This window comes from Allobosea sp. AK1 (assembly GCF_006714945.1).
In the GTDB taxonomy this organism is placed as follows: Bacteria; Pseudomonadota; Alphaproteobacteria; order Rhizobiales; family Beijerinckiaceae; genus Allobosea; species Allobosea robiniae.
This window is the reverse complement of record NZ_VFMG01000001.1, coordinates 498,226-515,170: the sequence shown is the minus strand read 5'-3', so window position 1 is coordinate 515,170 and position 16,945 is coordinate 498,226. Positions and strand designations below refer to the sequence as shown.

General features: G+C 65.9%; 17 protein-coding genes. 7 read left to right on the top strand and 10 right to left on the bottom strand.

Annotated elements, in window-relative coordinates; translation table 11 throughout:
- Position 1: 1 nt before the first annotated feature.
- From rpe to FHT98_RS02625, 3 genes are read left to right on the top strand one after another with little or no spacing between them, the layout of a single operon-like run.
- Positions 2 to 685 carry a ribulose-phosphate 3-epimerase gene (rpe, locus tag FHT98_RS02635; RefSeq protein WP_142112191.1) on the top strand — a complete coding sequence of 228 codons (684 nt, stop codon included), beginning with the start codon at positions 2 to 4 and terminating at the stop codon, positions 683 to 685.
- Positions 686 to 722: 37 nt separating this feature from the next.
- Entirely contained in the window at positions 723 to 2,030 is a 1,308-nt protein-coding gene (gene purB, locus FHT98_RS02630) for an adenylosuccinate lyase (protein WP_061966959.1), read from the top strand.
- 39 nt (positions 2,031 to 2,069) lie between these two features.
- Positions 2,070 to 2,648, top strand: coding sequence for an RBBP9/YdeN family alpha/beta hydrolase (locus tag FHT98_RS02625; protein WP_142112189.1), 579 nt, complete (start codon positions 2,070 to 2,072; stop codon positions 2,646 to 2,648).
- A gap of 150 nt (positions 2,649 to 2,798) precedes the next feature.
- Here the strand turns inward: FHT98_RS02625 and FHT98_RS02620 are convergent, their stop codons facing one another.
- The 7 genes from FHT98_RS02620 to FHT98_RS02590 all read right to left on the bottom strand — a co-directional run bounded on the left by FHT98_RS02620 (position 2,799) and on the right by FHT98_RS02590 (position 9,214).
- Positions 2,799 to 3,914, bottom strand: a complete 1,116-nt coding sequence (locus FHT98_RS02620) for a branched-chain amino acid ABC transporter substrate-binding protein (protein ID WP_061966961.1) — start codon at positions 3,912 to 3,914, stop codon at positions 2,799 to 2,801.
- A 130-nt stretch (positions 3,915 to 4,044) separates the two neighbouring features.
- Positions 4,045 to 4,419: a DUF6867 family protein gene (locus tag FHT98_RS02615; RefSeq protein ID WP_061966962.1), complete on the bottom strand. Its 375-nt coding sequence runs from the start codon at positions 4,417 to 4,419 to the stop codon at positions 4,045 to 4,047.
- A gap of 127 nt (positions 4,420 to 4,546) precedes the next feature.
- Positions 4,547 to 5,302 (bottom strand): ABC transporter ATP-binding protein, encoded by a 756-nt coding sequence (locus tag FHT98_RS02610; protein ID WP_061966963.1) that lies wholly within the window; start codon positions 5,300 to 5,302, stop codon positions 4,547 to 4,549.
- Positions 5,299 to 6,159: an ABC transporter ATP-binding protein gene (locus tag FHT98_RS02605; protein WP_061967290.1), complete on the bottom strand. Its 861-nt coding sequence runs from the start codon at positions 6,157 to 6,159 to the stop codon at positions 5,299 to 5,301. The genes FHT98_RS02610 and FHT98_RS02605 overlap by 4 nt, the downstream gene beginning before the upstream one ends.
- A gap of 5 nt (positions 6,160 to 6,164) precedes the next feature.
- Positions 6,165 to 7,550, bottom strand: a complete 1,386-nt coding sequence (gene livM, locus FHT98_RS02600; RefSeq protein ID WP_142112186.1) for a high-affinity branched-chain amino acid ABC transporter permease LivM — start codon at positions 7,548 to 7,550, stop codon at positions 6,165 to 6,167.
- A gap of 4 nt (positions 7,551 to 7,554) precedes the next feature.
- Positions 7,555 to 8,478 carry an ABC transporter permease subunit gene (locus tag FHT98_RS02595; protein ID WP_061966965.1) on the bottom strand — a complete coding sequence of 308 codons (924 nt, stop codon included), beginning with the start codon at positions 8,476 to 8,478 and terminating at the stop codon, positions 7,555 to 7,557.
- A 409-nt stretch (positions 8,479 to 8,887) separates the two neighbouring features.
- A complete protein-coding gene (locus FHT98_RS02590) occupies positions 8,888 to 9,214 on the bottom strand; it encodes a cupin domain-containing protein (protein ID WP_061967292.1) in 327 nt (108 codons plus the stop codon).
- Between the two features lie 278 nt (positions 9,215 to 9,492).
- On the opposite strand from FHT98_RS02590, the gene FHT98_RS02585 reads away from it, so the two are divergent.
- Positions 9,493 to 10,008, top strand: coding sequence for a flavin reductase (locus tag FHT98_RS02585; RefSeq protein ID WP_091856566.1), 516 nt, complete (start codon positions 9,493 to 9,495; stop codon positions 10,006 to 10,008).
- A 16-nt stretch (positions 10,009 to 10,024) separates the two neighbouring features.
- Here the strand turns inward: FHT98_RS02585 and FHT98_RS02580 are convergent, their stop codons facing one another.
- Together FHT98_RS02580 and FHT98_RS02575 are read right to left on the bottom strand one after the other, a co-directional pair.
- Positions 10,025 to 10,435 (bottom strand): aconitase X swivel domain-containing protein, encoded by a 411-nt coding sequence (locus tag FHT98_RS02580; RefSeq protein ID WP_142112184.1) that lies wholly within the window; start codon positions 10,433 to 10,435, stop codon positions 10,025 to 10,027.
- Positions 10,426 to 11,685, bottom strand: a complete 1,260-nt coding sequence (locus tag FHT98_RS02575) for an aconitase X (protein WP_142112182.1) — start codon at positions 11,683 to 11,685, stop codon at positions 10,426 to 10,428. Before FHT98_RS02575 ends, FHT98_RS02580 begins: the two co-directional genes overlap by 10 nt.
- A gap of 147 nt (positions 11,686 to 11,832) precedes the next feature.
- Between FHT98_RS02575 and FHT98_RS02570 the strand changes: the two genes are divergently transcribed.
- A complete protein-coding gene (locus FHT98_RS02570; protein WP_091856569.1) occupies positions 11,833 to 12,285 on the top strand; it encodes a CoxG family protein in 453 nt (150 codons plus the stop codon).
- A gap of 6 nt (positions 12,286 to 12,291) precedes the next feature.
- Here the strand turns inward: FHT98_RS02570 and FHT98_RS02565 are convergent, their stop codons facing one another.
- Complete coding sequence (locus FHT98_RS02565) at positions 12,292 to 13,635, bottom strand: methyl-accepting chemotaxis protein (RefSeq protein ID WP_248309130.1); 1,344 nt, start codon at positions 13,633 to 13,635, stop codon at positions 12,292 to 12,294.
- Between the two features lie 339 nt (positions 13,636 to 13,974).
- Between FHT98_RS02565 and FHT98_RS02560 the strand changes: the two genes are divergently transcribed.
- Positions 13,975 to 14,475 (top strand): (2Fe-2S)-binding protein, encoded by a 501-nt coding sequence (locus FHT98_RS02560; protein ID WP_061967295.1) that lies wholly within the window; start codon positions 13,975 to 13,977, stop codon positions 14,473 to 14,475.
- Between the two features lie 96 nt (positions 14,476 to 14,571).
- Entirely contained in the window at positions 14,572 to 16,935 is a 2,364-nt protein-coding gene (locus FHT98_RS02555) for a xanthine dehydrogenase family protein molybdopterin-binding subunit (RefSeq protein WP_142112178.1), read from the top strand.
- Positions 16,936 to 16,945 lie beyond the last annotated feature (10 nt).

The window sequence follows — 16,945 nt, the reverse complement described above, 5'->3', positions numbered from 1 at the left end:
CATGACCAGCCCCATCCGCATCGCCCCGTCGATCCTCTCGGCCGATTTCGCCAAGCTCGGCGAGGAGGTGCGCGCGATCGACGCCGCCGGTGCCGACTGGATCCACTGCGACGTGATGGACGGGCATTTCGTGCCGAACATCACCTTCGGTCCGGATGTGCTGAAGGCGATCCGCCCGCACAGCAAGAAGTTCTTCGACGTGCATCTGATGATCGCGCCCGTCGACCCCTATGTCGAAGCCTTCGCCAAGGCCGGCGCCGACCTGATCTCTTTCCATGTCGAGGCGGGTCCGCATCCGCACCGTACGATCCAGGCGATCAAGGCGCAGGGGAAGCAGGCCGGCATCGTGCTCAACCCAGGTACGCCGGCGAGCGCCGTCGAGGCGCTGATCGAAGATGTGGATCTCATCCTGCTGATGACGGTCAATCCCGGCTTCGGTGGGCAGAGCTTCATCCGCTCGGTGGTCGAGAAGGTCGCGCAGGTGAAGGCGCTGGTCGGCGACCGGCCGATCTCCATCGAGATCGATGGTGGGGTTACCCCTGAGACTGCGCCGCTCGTCGTCAAGGCCGGTGCCGATGCGCTGGTCGCCGGCTCCGCCGTGTTCAAGGGCGGGCCTTCGGCCTATGCCGGAAATATCGAAGCGATCCGCAAGGCGGCCGAGGCTGCGCGCGGGTCGTGGGTTTGAGATTTGAAACGCTGACATCATCAGTGGAAGGCCAGAGATGATCCCGCGCTATTCCCGCCCCGAGATGGTCGCCATCTGGGAGCCGCAGACCCGCTTCCGCATCTGGTTCGAGATCGAGGCGCATGCGACCGACAAGCTCGCGGAACTCGGCGTCGTGCCGAAGGAAGCGGCCGCGACGATCTGGGCCAAGGCCAAGGATGCCGTCTTCGACGTTGCGCGCATCGACGAGATCGAGCGCGTCACCAAGCATGACGTCATCGCCTTCCTGACGCATCTGGCCGAGATCGTCGGGCCGGAGGCGCGCTTCGTTCACCAGGGCATGACCTCGTCGGACATTCTCGACACCACGCTCTCGGTCCAGCTCGCGCGCGCCACCGACATTCTGATCGCCGATGTCGACGCGCTGCTCGCCGCGATCCGCCGCCGCGCCTTCGAGCACAAGCTGACCCCGACCATCGGCCGCTCGCACGGCATCCATGCCGAGCCGGTGACCTTCGGACTGAAGCTGGCGCAGGCCTATGCCGAGTTCGATCGCTGCCGCGCCCGCCTCATTGCGGCCCGCGCCGAAATCGCAACCTGCGCGATCTCGGGCGCCGTCGGCACCTTCGCCAATATCGACCCGCAGGTCGAAGCCTATGTCGCTGAGAAGATGGGGCTCGCCGTCGAGCCGGTCTCGACCCAGGTGATCCCGCGCGACCGGCACGCGATGTATTTCGCGACGCTGGGCGTCGTCGCCTCCAGCGTGGAGCGGCTGGCGATCGAGATCCGGCATCTGCAGCGCACCGAGGTCTACGAAGCCGAAGAGTTTTTCTCGCCGGGCCAGAAGGGCTCCTCGGCGATGCCGCACAAGCGCAATCCGGTGCTCACCGAGAACCTGACCGGGCTTGCCCGTCTCGTGCGCGGCATGGTCACGCCGGCGCTCGAGAACGTGGCGCTCTGGCACGAGCGCGACATCTCGCATTCTAGCGTCGAGCGCATGATCGGGCCGGATGCGACCGTGACGCTCGATTTCGCGCTGGCGCGGCTCACCGGCGTCGTCGACAAGCTGCTGGTCTACCCGCAGAACATGCGCAAGAACCTCGACAGGCTCGGCGGGCTGCACAATTCGCAGCGCGTGCTGCTGGCCCTGACGCAAGCCGGAGCCAGCCGCGAGGAGAGCTATTCCCTGGTTCAGCGCAACGCGATGCGGACCTGGGAGCATGGCGAGGACTTCCTCACCAACCTGATGGCTGACAAGGACGTCGCGGAAAAGCTCTCGGCCTCCGAGCTCAAGGCGATGTTCGACGAGGGCTATCACTTCAAGCATGTCGACACGATCTTCCGCCGGGTATTCGGCGAGGCGTGACGCTCTGGACTTCGGCGTCGGCAGGTCTATCTAGGCCTGATGAAATCCTCCGACGTCGATATCCTTATCGTTCCCGGCTGGTCGGGCTCCGGGCCCGACCATTGGCAGAGCCGCTGGGAAACCCGCCTCAAGACGGCGCGCCGCGTCGAGCAGGCGGACTGGTACAAGCCCTCCCGCCATGTCTGGGCCGATGAGATCGTGAAGGCCGTGCGCTCCGCGACGCGGCCCGTGGTGCTCGTCGGGCATTCGGCCGGCTGCAGTGCGATCGCCTTTGCCGCCGAGCATCTCCATCGCGGCGAGGTTGCCGGTGCCTTCCTGGTCGCGCCGGCTTCGGAGAGGGCAAAGGGTGCGGTGCCCGGCATGGGACCGGATTTCGTCGCGCATCGCCGCGAGAAGCTGCCGTTCCCCTCGGTGCTGATCGCCAGCGCAACCGATCCCTATTGCACGCCGGACGAGGCGCGGGCGCTGGCCGAAGCCTGGGGCTCGGAATTCGTCGAGGCCGGCGATAGCGGCCATCTTAACAGCGAATCCGGGCACGGTCCCTGGCCGGACGGACTTCTGCGTTTCGCAGGGTTTCTCAAGAGCTTGAGCGTGGTTTCGCAGAAAGTGAATCAGTAGCCGGCCTGCGATTTCGCCGTCATCACGATTACCTGCCGGGACAACAGCCGGCGGACCGGTTCCCGCCATGGCGGGTTCGCCAACGAAAAGCCCGCCCCGGACGATCCGGGGCGGGCTCTTTCGTTCAGGAGGCCGGATCAGCCGCCGAGATCAATTCTCGACATAGGTGATCTTGCCGTCGGCCTGCTTCTTCCAGGTGTAGACGGTGTAGTCCGGACGGGTGATGTCGCCCTTCTTGTCGAAGCCGATATCGCCGATCACCGTCTTGACCGGCTGGCCGCCATGCAGCGCGGCGGCGATCTTCTTCGGATCGACCGAGTTCGCGCGCTTGGCGCCTTCCGCCATGATCTGGACCGCAGCGTAGCTGTAGAGCGTGTAGGCTTCCGGCTTGAAGTTCTTGGACGCGAACTTCTTGATGACAGCGGCCGCCTCCGGGCGCTTCTGCGGGTCCGGCGGGAAGGTCATCAGCGTGCCTTCGACGCCGGGGCCGCCGATCGTGGCGAACTCGTCGGTGGTGATGCCGTCGCCGGAGACGAGGATCGTCTTGAGGCCCTGGTCGCGCATCTGGCGCACGATCAGGCCGCCTTCGGTGTGCAGGCCACCCCAGTAGAGGTAGTCGGCGCCGGAGGCCTTGATCTTCGAGACGAGGGCCGAGAAATCCTTCTCGCCGGCATTGATGCCTTCGTAGAGCACTTCCTTGACGCCGCCGGCGTTGAGGCCCTTCTTGGTCTCGTCGGCGAGACCCTGGCCATAGGTCGTCTTGTCGTGGACGACGGCGATCTTCTTGTCCTTGAAGTTCTTCAGCAGATAGGCCGACGCAACGCCGCCCTGCTGGTCGTCACGACCGCAGACACGGAAGGTGTTCCACAGGCCGCGCTCGGTGATCTTCGGGTTGGTGGCCGAAGGCGAGATCATCAGGATGCCGTTCTCGGCATAGACTTCGGACGCCGGCATGGTGACGCCGGAGTTGAAGTGGCCGACCACCCATTTCACGCCGTCGCCGACGAACTTGTTGGCGACGGAGACGCCCTGCTTCGGATCGGAGACGTCGTCGCCGACGCTGACCGCGATCTTCTGGCCGAGGACGCCGCCGGCGGCGTTGATGTCCTCGGCGGCCTGCTCGGCACCGTTCTTGAGCTGCGCGCCGAATGCAGCGTTCGGGCCGGTGATCGGACCGCCGACGCCGAGCTTGATCTGCGCGTTGGCCATGCCGGAGAAGGCGAGGACCGCGCCGAGTGCAATGCCGCCCAACAGCAGTTTCTTCATGTGATGCAACTCCCCTGTATTGATTGATCAACGGGCTGGACGGGCCGCCCGTCTCGGCGCGTTCTGGCCATCGTGAGCCGCAGTCTTGCGCTTTTCCGATGGTCTGTCACGCGACAAGCTCGCAAATTTCCTAGAGCAGTTCGGGCCGGATCACGGCGCCTGCGCGGGGCTTCCAGCCGAAGGGGCCGGCGGGCTCGAACAGCCAGTGATATTGCCGCGTCATCTGCTTGGCGCGGGTGTAGCGCCAGCCGGCATAGCCGAAGGCGACAAGCACGATCGTGTCGACGACGTAGTAGTGGACGGTCAGCAGCGTCGCCTCGAACAGCGCGAAATGGATGAAGCGCACGAACAGGCCGAGGACGAGCATGTAGACGACGAGCTGCCAGTTCGGCCGCCAGGTCAGCGCGATGGCGCGGCCCGCCATCCAGGCAAGCCAGCCGCCCATGACGACGGTCACCAGCAGGAAGAGCCAGATCGTCGGTTCTTCGTAGAGGATGCCCTGCATCTCGTGCTCCCGGCTTCAGGCGGCTTTGGAAGCGGCTGACATCACCACAGCGATGACATGGGTGGCGTGCAGCCGTCTCTCATCAAAAAGTTGCAGCGGAGGAGAGGTGCTCCTCCGCCGTCTCATCTCAGTGCCGGCCGCCTTCGAGATAGGCGGCGCGCACCTGCGGATTGGCGAGCAGTTCCTTGCCGGTGCCGCTCATCGTGACGACGCCGTTGACCATCACATAGCCGCGATGGGCGAGCTTCAGCGCGTGGAAGGCGTTCTGCTCGACCAGGAAGACGGTAAGCCCTTGCGTCCGGTTGAGTTCGCGGATCGCCTCGAAGATCTGCTTCACGATCAGCGGCGCAAGACCGAGCGAGGGCTCGTCCAGCAGCAGGAGCTTGGGGCGCGCCATCAGGGCGCGCGCGATCGCGACCATCTGCTGCTCGCCGCCCGAGAGCGTGCCGCCGCGCTGCTGCAGGCGCTCCTTGATGCGCGGGAAGAGCACGCAGATCTTTTCGAGGTCCTCGTCGAAGTTCTCGAAATTGCGGACGGCGGCGCCCATCTGCAGGTTCTCGTACACCGTCATGCGCGGGAAGATGCGGCGTCCTTCCGGGGATTGAGCGATCCCCAGCCTCGCGATCTGGTGGCTCGGCATCCGCGTGATGTCGCGGCCCTCATAGGTGACCGAGCCTTCGCGGGCCTGCGGATTGCCGAAGATCGTCATCATCAGCGTCGATTTTCCGGCGCCGTTAGCGCCGATCATGGTGACGATCTCGCCGGGGTTGACGTCGATGTCGACGCCCTTCAGCGCGATGATCTTGCCGTAATAGGTCTTGACGCCACGGACGGCCAGAAGGGGCTGGGCGGGAGGCTGAGTTTCAGGCTGGGCTGCAGTCACGAGATGCCGACCTCCGCTTCGACCTCTTCGACCTCCTCGTCGTCGACGCCGAGATAGGCGGCGATGACTTTGGGATCGGCCTGTACTTCGGCCGGCGTGCCGTCGGCGATCTTGGTGCCGTAGTCGAGAACCACGACGTGGTCCGAGATTTCCATGACGACCGACATGTCGTGCTCGATCAGCAGCAGCGCCGTGCCCAGGTCCTTGCGGATCGAGAGCAGGAGATTGTTGAGGTCGAGGCTTTCGCGCGGGTTGAGGCCCGCGGCCGGCTCGTCGAGGCAGAGCAGGACCGGGTCCGTGCACATGGCCCGCGCGATCTCCAGCCGGCGCTGGTCGCCATAGGGCAGGTCGGCAGCGGGATCGTCGGCGCGGTGGGTCAGGTTGATCTTGTCGAGCCAGAATTTGGCTTTCTCGATCGCCCGCTTCTCGCTGGCCTTGTAGCCGCCAATGCCGAGCACGCCGAGGAAGGTGAAGCCTGAGGCCAGCATCAGCGGGTTGTGCTGGGCGACGAGCAGGTTCTCCAGCACCGTCATGCCGCCGAACAGGCGGATGTTCTGGAAGGTGCGGGCGACCTTGGCCTTCCAGGAGATGCGGAAGTCCGGCATGCGCTCGAGCAGGTAGCTAGACCCGTCGTCATGGTTGAGCGAGACCATGCCCTGCGTCGGCTTGTAGAAGCCGGTGATGCAGTTGAAGCAGGTGGTCTTGCCGGCACCATTAGGGCCGATCAACGCGGTGATCTCGCCCTTGTGGGCCTGGAAGGAGAGGGCGTTGACGGCGGTGAGGCCGCCGAAGCGCATGGTGACCTGCTCGATCTCGAGCAGGGCGCGGCCCTGCGGCGTCGTCTGGGGAGCGATCATGGCCATCAGCCGTGTCCCTCCTGCACCATATCGGCGGAGATCGCCTTCTTCTCCTTGAGGAAGGCGGTGGGCTCGCGGGTCGAGATCAGGCCGCGCGGCTTCCAGATCATGATCACCACCATGGCGAAGCCGAAGATCAGCATGCGGTACTTCGTCGGGTCGAAGTCGTTGCCGAAGATCTGCTTCATCCATTCGAGCTCGCGCAGGAGCTCGGTGCCGCCGATCATCGCGATCGCCGCGATGGCGCAGCCCCAGAGCGAGCCCATGCCGCCGAGCACGACGATGGCGAGGATGACCGCCGATTCCATGAAGACGAAGGATTCAGGCGAGATGAAGCCCTGCCGCGCCGAGAAGAAGGCGCCGGCGAAGCCGCCGAACATGGCGCCGATCGAGAAGGCGGTGAGCTTGGTGTTGGTGGTGTTGATGCCGAGCGAACGGCAGGCGATCTCGTCCTCGCGCAGGGCCTCCCAGGCGCGCCCGACCGGCAGCCGGCGCAGGCGCAGCGTGACGAAGGCGGTCAGCAGCGCCAGACACAGGATGAGGTAGTAGAGGAAGATCGTTCGGTAGAGCGGTGTAAACTCCAGACCGAAAACGGCGGCGAAACCATCGTCCGCCGCCGTGAAGGGGATGCCGAAGAAGGTGGGGCGTGGAATGCCGGAAATGCCGGCATAGCCGTTCGAGAACTCGGTCCAGTTGATCAGGACGAGGCGGATGATCTCGCCGAAGGCCAGCGTCACGATGGCGAGATAGTCGCCGCGCAGGCGCAGGACGGGGAAGCCGAGCAGCATGCCCCAGAAGGCGGCGAGGATGCCGGCGAGCGGCAGCAGGAGCCAGAAGGACAAGCCGAAATTCTTGGCAAGCAGCGCGTAGGAATAGGCGCCGACGGCATAGAAGGCGACATAGCCGAGATCGAGCAGGCCGGCGAGGCCGACGACGATGTTCAGGCCCCAGCCGAGCATGACGTAGATCAGGATCTGGACGCCGAAATTGTCGATCCATTTCAGCGCGCCGCCCCAGCCGGCGAGCCCGATCGCGATCGCCGGGAAGGTGGCGAGGAAGCCGAGCCCGAACAGCGAGAAGACGCGGGAATGACGCTGGAAGAAGGCGATGGTGCCGTGCGGCAGGATGCGCAGCGCGGCCTTGCCCTCCTGCCGGCCCTGCTTGCGCAGCGCGACCAGGAAGCGGCCGACGAAGACGATGCCCACCGCCCAGGCGACGGCATCCCAGCGCGGATCCAGAACCAGGACGTTGTCCATGTTCTGGCGCGTGCCCCAGGCGATGATCGGGATGCAGAGGCCGAGCGTCACGAAGGCGGCGAAGCCGGCCTCCTTGAAGGCCGCCTTCAGGTCGCGGCCGGGAGCGGCCGGGTTTGCGGTCGAATTGTTCGCCATGGTCTCAGACCTTCTCGACTTCCGGGCGCCCGAGCAGGCCGGAGGGCATGAAGACCAGCACGATCGCCAGGATGGCGAAGGCGGCGACGTCCTTGTAGTCGATGGTGAAATAGGCCGACCACATCACCTCGATCAGGCCGATCAGCAATCCGCCGATCACCGCGCCGGGCAGGGAACCTATGCCGCCGAGCACCGCCGCCGTGAAGGCCTTCACGCCGGGCACGAAGCCGTCGGCGAAGTTCACGACGCCGTAGAGCACGAGATACATCACACCGGCCACCGCCGCGAGCGCCGCGCCCATGACGAAGGTGATCGAGATCGTGCGGTCGACGTCGATGCCGAGCAGCGCCGCCATCTTGCGATCCTGCTCGCAGGCGCGCTGGGCGCGGCCGAGCGGCGTCTTCTGCACGATGTACCAGAAGGCCGCGAGCAGCACCGCCGTCGTCAGGATGATGACGATCTGCTTGTAGGAGATCTGGACCGAATAGGTTGTGCTCTCGATCAGCGTGATCGACTTGTTGAGCAGCGGCGGGATCGACTTGTTGCGCGGGCCCTGCACGACCTGCACGAAGTTCATCAGGAAGATCGACATGCCGATCGCCGAGATCAGCGGCGCCAGGCGGAAGGAGCCGCGCAAGGGCCGGTAGGCCACTCGCTCGATTGTCCAGTTCCACAGCGAGGTGACGAACATCGCCAGGCCGAGCACCACGACCAGCGCCAGCATGACCATGCCGGCGCCGGTGCCGACCACCGCCGTGATCAGCATGAAGAAGATCAGCGCGATGAAGGCGGAGAGCATGAAAATATCGCCGTGGGCGAAGTTCACCATGCCGATGATGCCGAAGACCATCGTATAGCCGATGGCGATGAGACCGTAGATCGATCCCAGTGTCAGCCCGTTGATGAGCTGCTGCAGGAAGACTTCCATTGAAAAACGCCGACCCCTCGAACCAGCTCCCGTTCTCGTCACCGGCATGACGCCGGCGCATGCGGGATGCGATTGCTGTGCAGAGCTACCAACGGCTCGTGCCGGGGACAATCGCTCCGCGCCAAATTTCTGTCAAAAGCAATTACGAACGACGTGCCCTGAAAATGTGCAGAATTCTCTGCGGAGCAGCGGGTGTTATACGCATGATGATTGCGTTGCAGGCTGTGAAAACTCGCTCCGATCGCATTTCCTGCCATCGCGGCGGTGATGGTCTGCCATGCGCCTGAGTGCGGGTTATCCAAAAGACGAATACGAAAAGTCGATTGTCGGATCGGAAAAATGCATGGGACGGCGCTGCGAAGCCGTGGGCTCGGCAGTGCTTCCGAGGCCGGTCATCGGGCGGCTGCCGTCACGGCAGCGAGAGTTCCTTGAGGGCGCCGGGCTGCTTCACCTCGATCTCGACGAAGGCGATCGGATGATCCGAGCCGTTCATGACGTCATGGCGGATGCCGGCCGGGCGCATATAGGCTTGGCCCTGCGCCAGCGGCACGTCGGAGACATCCGTTCCGTTATGGATACGCAGCGTTCCGGCGGTCAGCATGATGACGAAATAGGGCCAGCCATGCTCGTGCCAGCCGGTCACGGCGCCGGGCTCGAAATCCCAGCGGGTGATCCTGATCTTCTCGTCGTCCTGCTGGACAGTCGGCGCGGCGGGAATCGTGCATGTGAAGGCCATCGGGATCTCCATGGGCGGAACGCCGACGGCCACAGTCCCGATCAGGCTCCGGCCCGGCCGCTGGCAGCCGACATCGCCCCAGCCTGATGGATCGCCATCACGATATCAAGTTGCAGCGGTGCGGCCGCTTGTGGCGCCCGGCCCGTTAACGGAAGGGTGCTATATCCGGTGGCGTATTGGAGTGAGCCGCCGGCTTCGCCCTGGCTGGCGCCGGCGGCCTCCAGTCTCTACATGGACTGCTGTTCCGTCGGATCCGGGACATCGAACCGATCGAGCCGATGACGAAGACCGTTCACCCCCTGCCGCCTCTGGACCATCCGGACGCCCATGCGTTCCGCGATGCCATGGCGCGAGTCGCGAGCGCCGTGCATGTCGTGACCACCGACGGGCCGGGCGGGCGCATCGGGCTGACGGCGACGGCCGTTGCCTCCGTCTCCGATTCGCCGCCGACGGTGCTGGTCTGCATCGCCCGCGGCAGCCGCACGCTGGCGGCGATCGAGGCGAGCGGGGTGTTCTGCGTCAACACCTTGCCGGAAAGCCTCGTCGATCTCGCGGAAATCTTCGCCAGCCGGCGCGGCATCGAGGGCGAGGCACGCTTCGATACGGCCCGCTGGGGCCGGCTTGTCACCGGGGCGCCTGTCCTGCTCGACGCGATCTCTGCCTTCGACTGCCGGCTGGTCACGACGCATGACGCCGCCAGCCATCGCATCGTGATCGGTGAGGTCGCCGGCCTCGGCGGGGCCGGGCGCGGGGCGGGGCTGATCTATCGGCACCGCCGTTTCAGCGCGGTGTAGAGGCCAAACTCCAGCGTCAAGCGATGGTGATCAGACCCTCTGCCGAGATCGTGATCGTGCGGTCGGCGAGCGGTCCTTGATCGGCGGCCGGCAGGCGGAAGGCCGGCGGCGTCGGCCAGCCCATCTCGCGGGCAACGACGAGGCCGAGCAGGAGGATGGCGTCCGGCGCATCCATCAGCAGGGCGGCCGGCGTCTTGCCGGCATGGACCAACTCCAGCAGCACGGCGGAGGCCGAGGACGAGCCGATCGTGCCGGGCAGGGCGAGGATGCGGCCGGCGATATTCTGGCCACGCTCGGGATGGCGGGCATCGATGATCGCGCCGCTCGCAGGATCGACGCCGCCCCAGAAGCTGATCGGGGCGGTCAGGGCAAGGCAGACGCCAGTGACGGCGTCGCCGGGCAGGAGGATCTCCGCTTTCAGCGCCATGCGCGGGCTTCCCTGACGAGCCGGCCGGCGACCGCGCTCTCGACGCATTCGGAGAGCGAGCCATAGGTCACGGCGTAGCCGGTATTGCCCGGCGCGTAATGGGCGAACTTGCCGGAATTGGTCATCAGAACGGCGCCCTCCAGCTCCGGCAGGATCGGGGTGACGACGACGCAGGTGTCGACGACGAAGATCACGCCCGCCGCTTCCAGCGTTGCGCGCCGGCCCTGCTCTTCGAGCGGGCCGACGACGTGTCGGCCGGTATTGGCATAGAGCGGCACTGTCAGCTTGCGCCCGGCCATGAGGCGTTCGAGCGCATCGATCTCGACCAGCGAGAGATGCGGCGAGCCGATCGCGACGGCATCGATGCGCTCCGTCGGCCCGGCTGTCGAGAGGCGGGCGAGGGCGGTCGCGATGTCGGCAGGCGTCAGAGCGCTCGTCTCGCGCGGAGCGATACCGCCCAGCGCGGTCGCAGCGTCCGGAGCTTCGGGCGTGACACCCGCGACATGAAATAATCCGACGCCGCCCGCCGAGGCGGCGGCGGCACCGAGCGCCTTGAGGCGGTCCTCTGTCGTGCAGCCCTGCAGGCCGTCGATCACGGCGACGTCGCTGCCGGCGCGGCGGCCGAGGATCGTGCCGAGCACGGGATAGAACACGTCCGACGAACGTAATTCGCGGGAAAGGCCGCCGACATCGATCAGCAGAGTCGCGACCCGGTTCTCCGGGCGGTGCAGGCCGTAATCCGGGGCTCGGCCGCTGATCGCGCAGGCGATGTCGAGGAAGTCGCCATAGCGGTTGGTCCGGGCGCCCAGCACCGAATTGCAGAACACCACGGCATTGGATTCGCCCCAGGCGACGTCGCTGCTCTGCGCCGGGCGGTGGCCGGCCTGGTAGGGCGCGCAGGTCCAGCTCGGCTCGCAGCCCATCGCCTCATAGGCCCGCATCATCCGCCGGGCCATGTCCCGCTCATGCGGCGGCAGACGGATCGCGGCGCAGCCGGCCGGCGCCAGCGAGCCGACATTGAGGCTGGCGCGCACGCCGACGCGAGCGCCGCCTGAGACCAGCTTCTCCGCGAAAAGCGTGCCGGAATCGCCATGGTAGAGCGCGCCGTCGATATGGGCGGAGGCGATCGGGATCAGGCGCGGCGCGCCCATCAGGCGGGCGGCCTCGGCCACGATCCGCATCGCCGTGGCCGCCCCTGCACCGGCAGAGCCGCCGGCGATCATGCGTTCTTCGGTGGTGAGTTCCAGCATCGGTTCTCCCGCGGCCTGCCGCTTTCCAGGCCGGGCGCCTCTTGTGCAGGCGGGGGCTTTGCGACCATGGATAGGGAACTGGATAACCTTCGAACCGCGCCGGCCGCAATCGTCCGCGCTGCGGTCGTGCTGCTCGGGAGATGTGCCATGGCGATGACGATGAACGGCGAGGCGACGCTGCCGGCCGCCAAGGACGTGGTCTGGGCCAAGCTGAACGATCCCGAGGTGCTCAAGGCCTGCATTCCCGGCTGCGAGCAATTGACCATGGACGACGCCACCCATCTCTCGGCCATCGTGAAGGTGAAGCTCGGGCCGGTGAAGGCGACCTTCAAGGGCAAGGTGGAGCTCAGCGAGCTCGATCCGCCGAACGGCTATCGCATCTCCGGCGAAGGCGAGGGCGGCATTGCCGGCTTCGCCAAGGGCGGGGCGCGGGTCCATCTGAGCGACGCCGAGGGCGGGCAGACCCTGCTGCGCTACGAGGTCGAGGCCCAGGTCGGCGGCAAGCTGATGCAGCTCGGCTCGCGCCTGATCGATTCGGTCTCGAAGAAGCTCGCCGACGAGTTCTTCGCCAATTTCGCCAAGGCGGTGAGCGAGGGCTGAGGGCCCTCAGGACGCTTCGCGCAACGTGGCGAGGGCCTGGGTGACGGCGGCCTCGGCCGCCCCGACCTGAAGCGCGATATTGGCCGCGGCGGCGTTGGCCTGCTCCAACGCCTTCTGCGTCATGTCGAGGCTGCCATTGACGGCATTGGCGCTTTCGATCGCCTCGTCCGAGCTGTCGGCAACCAGCGCGGCGTCATGCGCGATCGTGGCGGTGACCTTGCTCTGCTGGGTGACGGCTTCCGAGATCGCCTCGGAATCGAGACGGATGGCATCGACCGTGGCGGCGATGGCGGCAGCGTGCGTCCCGCAGGCCTCGGCGCTCGCCGCGAGTTCGGCGATCTGGCCGGCGATGTCCTGCGTCGCGCTCGCGGTCTGGGTCGCCAGCGACTTCACCTCGGCGGCGACGACGGCGAAGCCGCGACCAGCCTCGCCGGCGCGGGCGGCCTCGATCGTCGCGTTGAGCGCCAGCAGATTGGTCTGCGCGGCGATGTCGGCGATCATCCCGACGACCTTGCCGATATTGCCGGTGGCCTCCCGCAGCCGAACGACGGCCTCGTTCATCTGGCCGGCGTCGAGCACGGCCTGATGGGTGATCGACAGGCTTTGCCGGGCGCGCTGGCCGATATCGGCGATATTGGCCGACATCTCCTCGGTCGCGGCGGCCGTCTGCAGCGATTTCTCGCGCACGACCACCGAGGCGCTGGCCACTTTCCCGACGGTGTCCTTGATGAAGCTGGTGGTCTGCCCGGTCTGGTCGGCGGTCGCCACGAATTGCTCGACGGCGTCGCTGATGGTGTCGTCGAGATGGCCGATCCGGGTCCTGAGCTTGACCGCCGCCTCGTCGAGGGTGGAGGTGCGCCGGCGGGCATCACCTTCCTCAATCTGCTGGTTGATCGTGATCGCCGTATTGATATCCATCACCAAGAGGTTCTCGATGATCTCCATGTCGCTTGCGAAACGGCTGGGCGACAGCAGGGTGGTCAGGCGCGGCTTCGTCGCGATCGCCCGAAAAAGAGCGCCAGCAATCGATACGCGCGATCGGGTGCCGACCTTGATCGCGCGCTCCAGCGTGCACACGCGCTCCATCGACCTGTAGTAGCGGTCGTCGAAATCACCTTCAAAGATCAGTCGGAAGTGCTGCTCCGTGACTTCGTAGATGCTCTCGGTCAACGGGCTGATATTGTCTTTCAGATCGGGATGGATCTTGCGGCCGTAAGCGAAGGCATTGGCGACGATCTGTTCGATGACGAGATCGACATGCTTGCGATAACCGCGCAACGCGGCGCGCTTCTGCTCACCGTAGCCCGTCGAGCGCAGGCGTCGCTCGACCTGTTCGGAAATCGACGTCAAGAACGGCTCCCGTGCAGCCGGCAAACAGCGCTCCACCGCCACATCACCGTGAACGGGCTCGGTTAAAATTTCGGCAATGCGAGGCCGGCCGCGCGGTTTTGCAAATTTTTGGCCACGTTCCAGCCAAACGCGACGAAACGCCCGCAAAACGGTGCAAATTAGCCTAGCTTGTCCTGGTGCCTCCGGCTTGACCCCGGAAAACCGCGGGTCCACATTCATTTTTGAGCTGTTCCAAGGAAGGCCTGCCTGATGAGGCCGGTTGCTCCTTAGGCTTCAGCACGGTCCAGTCCCGGGGAGGGGATGGGCCGGCGTCGGAGACGGGTCACAGGAGATATGCTCATGGCCACTGTTTCGCTGACGGTGAACGGCAAAGCCGTCACCGCCAACATCGACCCGCGCACCCTTCTGGTGCAGTTCCTGCGAGAGAATCTGCGGCTGACCGGAACCCATGTCGGCTGCGATACCAGCCAGTGCGGCGCCTGCCTCGTGCATCTCGACGGCAAGGCGGTGAAATCCTGCACCACGCTCGCCGTCTCCGTGGACGGCGCCTCCGTGACGACGATCGAGGGGCTCGCTTCCGGCGACACGCTGCATCCGATGCAGGAGGCCTTTCGTGAGCATCACGGCCTGCAATGCGGCTTCTGCACGCCGGGCATGATCATGTCCGCCGTCGACATGGTGAACCGCCGCGGCCATCAGCTCGACGAGAAGACGATCCGCGAGGATCTCGACGGCAATATCTGCCGCTGCACCGGCTACCACAACATCGTCAAAGCAATCGCCGCCGGGGCCGAGGCCATGGGCAAGGGCGCTGCGCCGGCCCGCCAGGCCGCCGAATGAGGCCGCTGCCCGCGCCGCTCGGTGCGGGCTCTTCATCCTTCATGCGTTCCATGCAGTGAGGCGCCCGCCAGAGGTGCCGTGCGAGGAGGGAACACCATGTCCGCCACCGGAATCGGCGCCGCAGTCCGCCGCAAGGAAGATCACCGTTTCATCACCGGCCAGGGCCGCTACACCGACGACGTCAACCGACCGGGCCAGGCCCATGCCTATTTCCTGCGCTCGCCGCATGCGCACGCCAAGATCAAGTCGATCGACACCAAGGCTGCCGCCGGCATGCCCGGCGTGCTCGGCATCTTCACCGGGGACGACCTGGCCACCGACAAGATCGGCGGGCTGATCTGTGGCTGGATGATCCACAACAAGGATGGTTCGCCGATGCGCGCCGGCCCGCATCCGGCGCTGGCCCAGGGCAAGGTGCGCTATGTCGGCGACCATGTCGCCGTCGTGGTAGCCGAGACGCTGGCGCAGGCGCGCGACGCGGCCGAGGCGATCGCGGTCGATTATCAGGAGCTGCCGGCGGTGGTCGACACCGCCAAGGCGATCGGCGCCAAGACCGTTGTCCATGACGAGGCGCCGGACAACAGCGTGTTCAACTGGCATCTCGGCGACAAGGACGCGACCGAGAAGGCCTTCAAGGCCGCCAGGCACGTCACCAGGATCGACCTCGTCAACAACCGGCTCGTGCCGAACGCGATGGAGCCGCGCGCGGCCGTCGGCGACTACGATGCCGGCGACGGCATCTTCACGCTCTACACCACCAGCCAGAACCCGCATGTCGCGCGGCTCGTGCTCTCCGCCTTCATCGGCATTGCGCCGGAGAACAAGCTCAGGGTGATTGCGCCGGATGTCGGCGGCGGCTTCGGCTCCAAGATCTTCATCTATGCCGAGGAGACGGTCTGCGTCTGGGCGGCGAAGAAGGTCGGACGGCCGGTGAAATGGACGGCGGACCGGACGGAGGCCTTCCTCTCCGACGCGCATGGTCGCGACCACGTCACCCATGCGGAGCTGGCGACCGATGCGGAGGGCAAGATCCTCGGCATGAAGGTCAAGACCACGGCCAATCTCGGCGCCTACCTCTCGACCTTCTCGTCCTCGGTGCCGACCTATCTCTACGCGCCGCTCTTGTCGGGCCAATACGACATCCCGGCGATCTATTGCGAGGTCGATGCGGTCTATACCAACACCGCGCCGGTCGATGCCTATCGCGGGGCCGGGCGGCCGGAGGCGACCTTCGTGGTCGAGCGGTTGATCGAGGTCACCGCGCGCCAGCTCGGCAAGGACCCGGCCAAGTTCCGGATGCAAAACTACATCAAGAAGTTCCCGCACCAGACGCCGGTCATCATGATGTACGACACCGGTAATTACAGCGCCTCGCTGAAGAAGGCGCTGGAGATGATCGACTACAAGGGGCTGGGCAAGCGCAAGCGCGATTCCGCTCGTGCCGGCAAGCTGCGCGGCATCGGCTTCTCCTCCTATATCGAGGCCTGTGGCATCGCGCCCTCGGCGGCGGTCGGCTCGCTCGGCGCCGGCGTAGGTTTGTGGGAATCGGCCGAGGTCCGGGTCAATCCGGTCGGCACGGTCGAGGTGCTCACCGGCTCGCACAGTCATGGCCAGGGCCATGAGACAACCTTCGCGCAGCTCGTCAGCGACCGGCTCGGCATCCCCATCGACAATGTCTCGATCATCCATGGCGACACCGACAAGGTGCAGATGGGCATGGGCACCTATGGCTCGCGCTCCGGCGCGGTCGGCATGTCCGCGATCTTCAAGGCGCTCGACAAGGTGATCGCCAAGGGCAAGAAGGTCGCCGCCCATGTATTGGAGGCTGACGAGGCCGATATCGATTTCGCGGACGGGCATTTCTCGGTGAAGGGCACAGACCGCAAGCTCGATTTCGGCTCCTGCGCGCTGCAGGCCTATGTCGCGCACAAGTTCAACGGGCAGGAGCTGGAGCCGGGGCTGAAGGAGGGGGCGTTCTACGACCCGACCAACTTCACCTTCCCGGCCGGCGTCCATATCTGCGAGGTCGAGATCGATCCCGAGACCGGCGTGACAAGGATCGAGCGCTGGGCCGCCGTCGACGATTTCGGCAATGTTATCAACCCGATGATCGTCGAAGGGCAGGTCCATGGCGGTATCGCCCAGGGCGTCGGCCAGGCGCTGCTGGAAGGCGCGCGCTACAACAGCGACGGCCAGCTCGTGACCGCGAGCTTCATGGACTACACCATGCCGCGCGCCGACGACCTCCCGTCCTTCGATGTCGGCATGACCGTGACGCCGTGTCCGTCGAATCCGCTGGGGATCAAGGGCTGCGGCGAGGCCGGGGCCATCGCCTCGCCGCCCGCCGTCATCAACGCCATCACCGACGCGCTCGGCCATGAGGACATCGCGATGCCGGCCACGCCGCAGGCGGTGTGGCGCGCGGCGCAGAAGTCGATCAGCCGCCAGGCGGCCGAGTGAGCTGAAAGGA

What these genes read in the sequence shown, in the direction of transcription:
- rpe (WP_142112191.1), top strand. Translation starts at nt 2, where the DNA reads ATGACCAGCCCCATCCGCATCGCCCCGTCGATCCTCTCGGCCGATTTC.
- purB (WP_061966959.1), top strand. Translation starts at nt 723, where the DNA reads ATGATCCCGCGCTATTCCCGCCCCGAGATGGTCGCCATCTGGGAGCCG.
- FHT98_RS02625 (WP_142112189.1), top strand. Translation starts at nt 2,070, where the DNA reads ATGAAATCCTCCGACGTCGATATCCTTATCGTTCCCGGCTGGTCGGGC.
- FHT98_RS02620 (WP_061966961.1), bottom strand. Translation starts at nt 3,914, where the DNA reads ATGAAGAAACTGCTGTTGGGCGGCATTGCACTCGGCGCGGTCCTCGCC.
- FHT98_RS02615 (WP_061966962.1), bottom strand. Translation starts at nt 4,419, where the DNA reads ATGCAGGGCATCCTCTACGAAGAACCGACGATCTGGCTCTTCCTGCTG.
- FHT98_RS02605 (WP_061967290.1), bottom strand. Translation starts at nt 6,159, where the DNA reads ATGATCGCTCCCCAGACGACGCCGCAGGGCCGCGCCCTGCTCGAGATC.
- livM (WP_142112186.1), bottom strand. Translation starts at nt 7,550, where the DNA reads ATGGCGAACAATTCGACCGCAAACCCGGCCGCTCCCGGCCGCGACCTG.
- FHT98_RS02595 (WP_061966965.1), bottom strand. Translation starts at nt 8,478, where the DNA reads ATGGAAGTCTTCCTGCAGCAGCTCATCAACGGGCTGACACTGGGATCG.
- FHT98_RS02590 (WP_061967292.1), bottom strand. Translation starts at nt 9,214, where the DNA reads ATGGCCTTCACATGCACGATTCCCGCCGCGCCGACTGTCCAGCAGGAC.
- FHT98_RS02585 (WP_091856566.1), top strand. Translation starts at nt 9,493, where the DNA reads ATGACGAAGACCGTTCACCCCCTGCCGCCTCTGGACCATCCGGACGCC.
- FHT98_RS02580 (WP_142112184.1), bottom strand. Translation starts at nt 10,435, where the DNA reads ATGGCGCTGAAAGCGGAGATCCTCCTGCCCGGCGACGCCGTCACTGGC.
- FHT98_RS02575 (WP_142112182.1), bottom strand. Translation starts at nt 11,685, where the DNA reads ATGCTGGAACTCACCACCGAAGAACGCATGATCGCCGGCGGCTCTGCC.
- FHT98_RS02570 (WP_091856569.1), top strand. Translation starts at nt 11,833, where the DNA reads ATGGCGATGACGATGAACGGCGAGGCGACGCTGCCGGCCGCCAAGGAC.
- FHT98_RS02560 (WP_061967295.1), top strand. Translation starts at nt 13,975, where the DNA reads ATGGCCACTGTTTCGCTGACGGTGAACGGCAAAGCCGTCACCGCCAAC.
- FHT98_RS02555 (WP_142112178.1), top strand. Translation starts at nt 14,572, where the DNA reads ATGTCCGCCACCGGAATCGGCGCCGCAGTCCGCCGCAAGGAAGATCAC.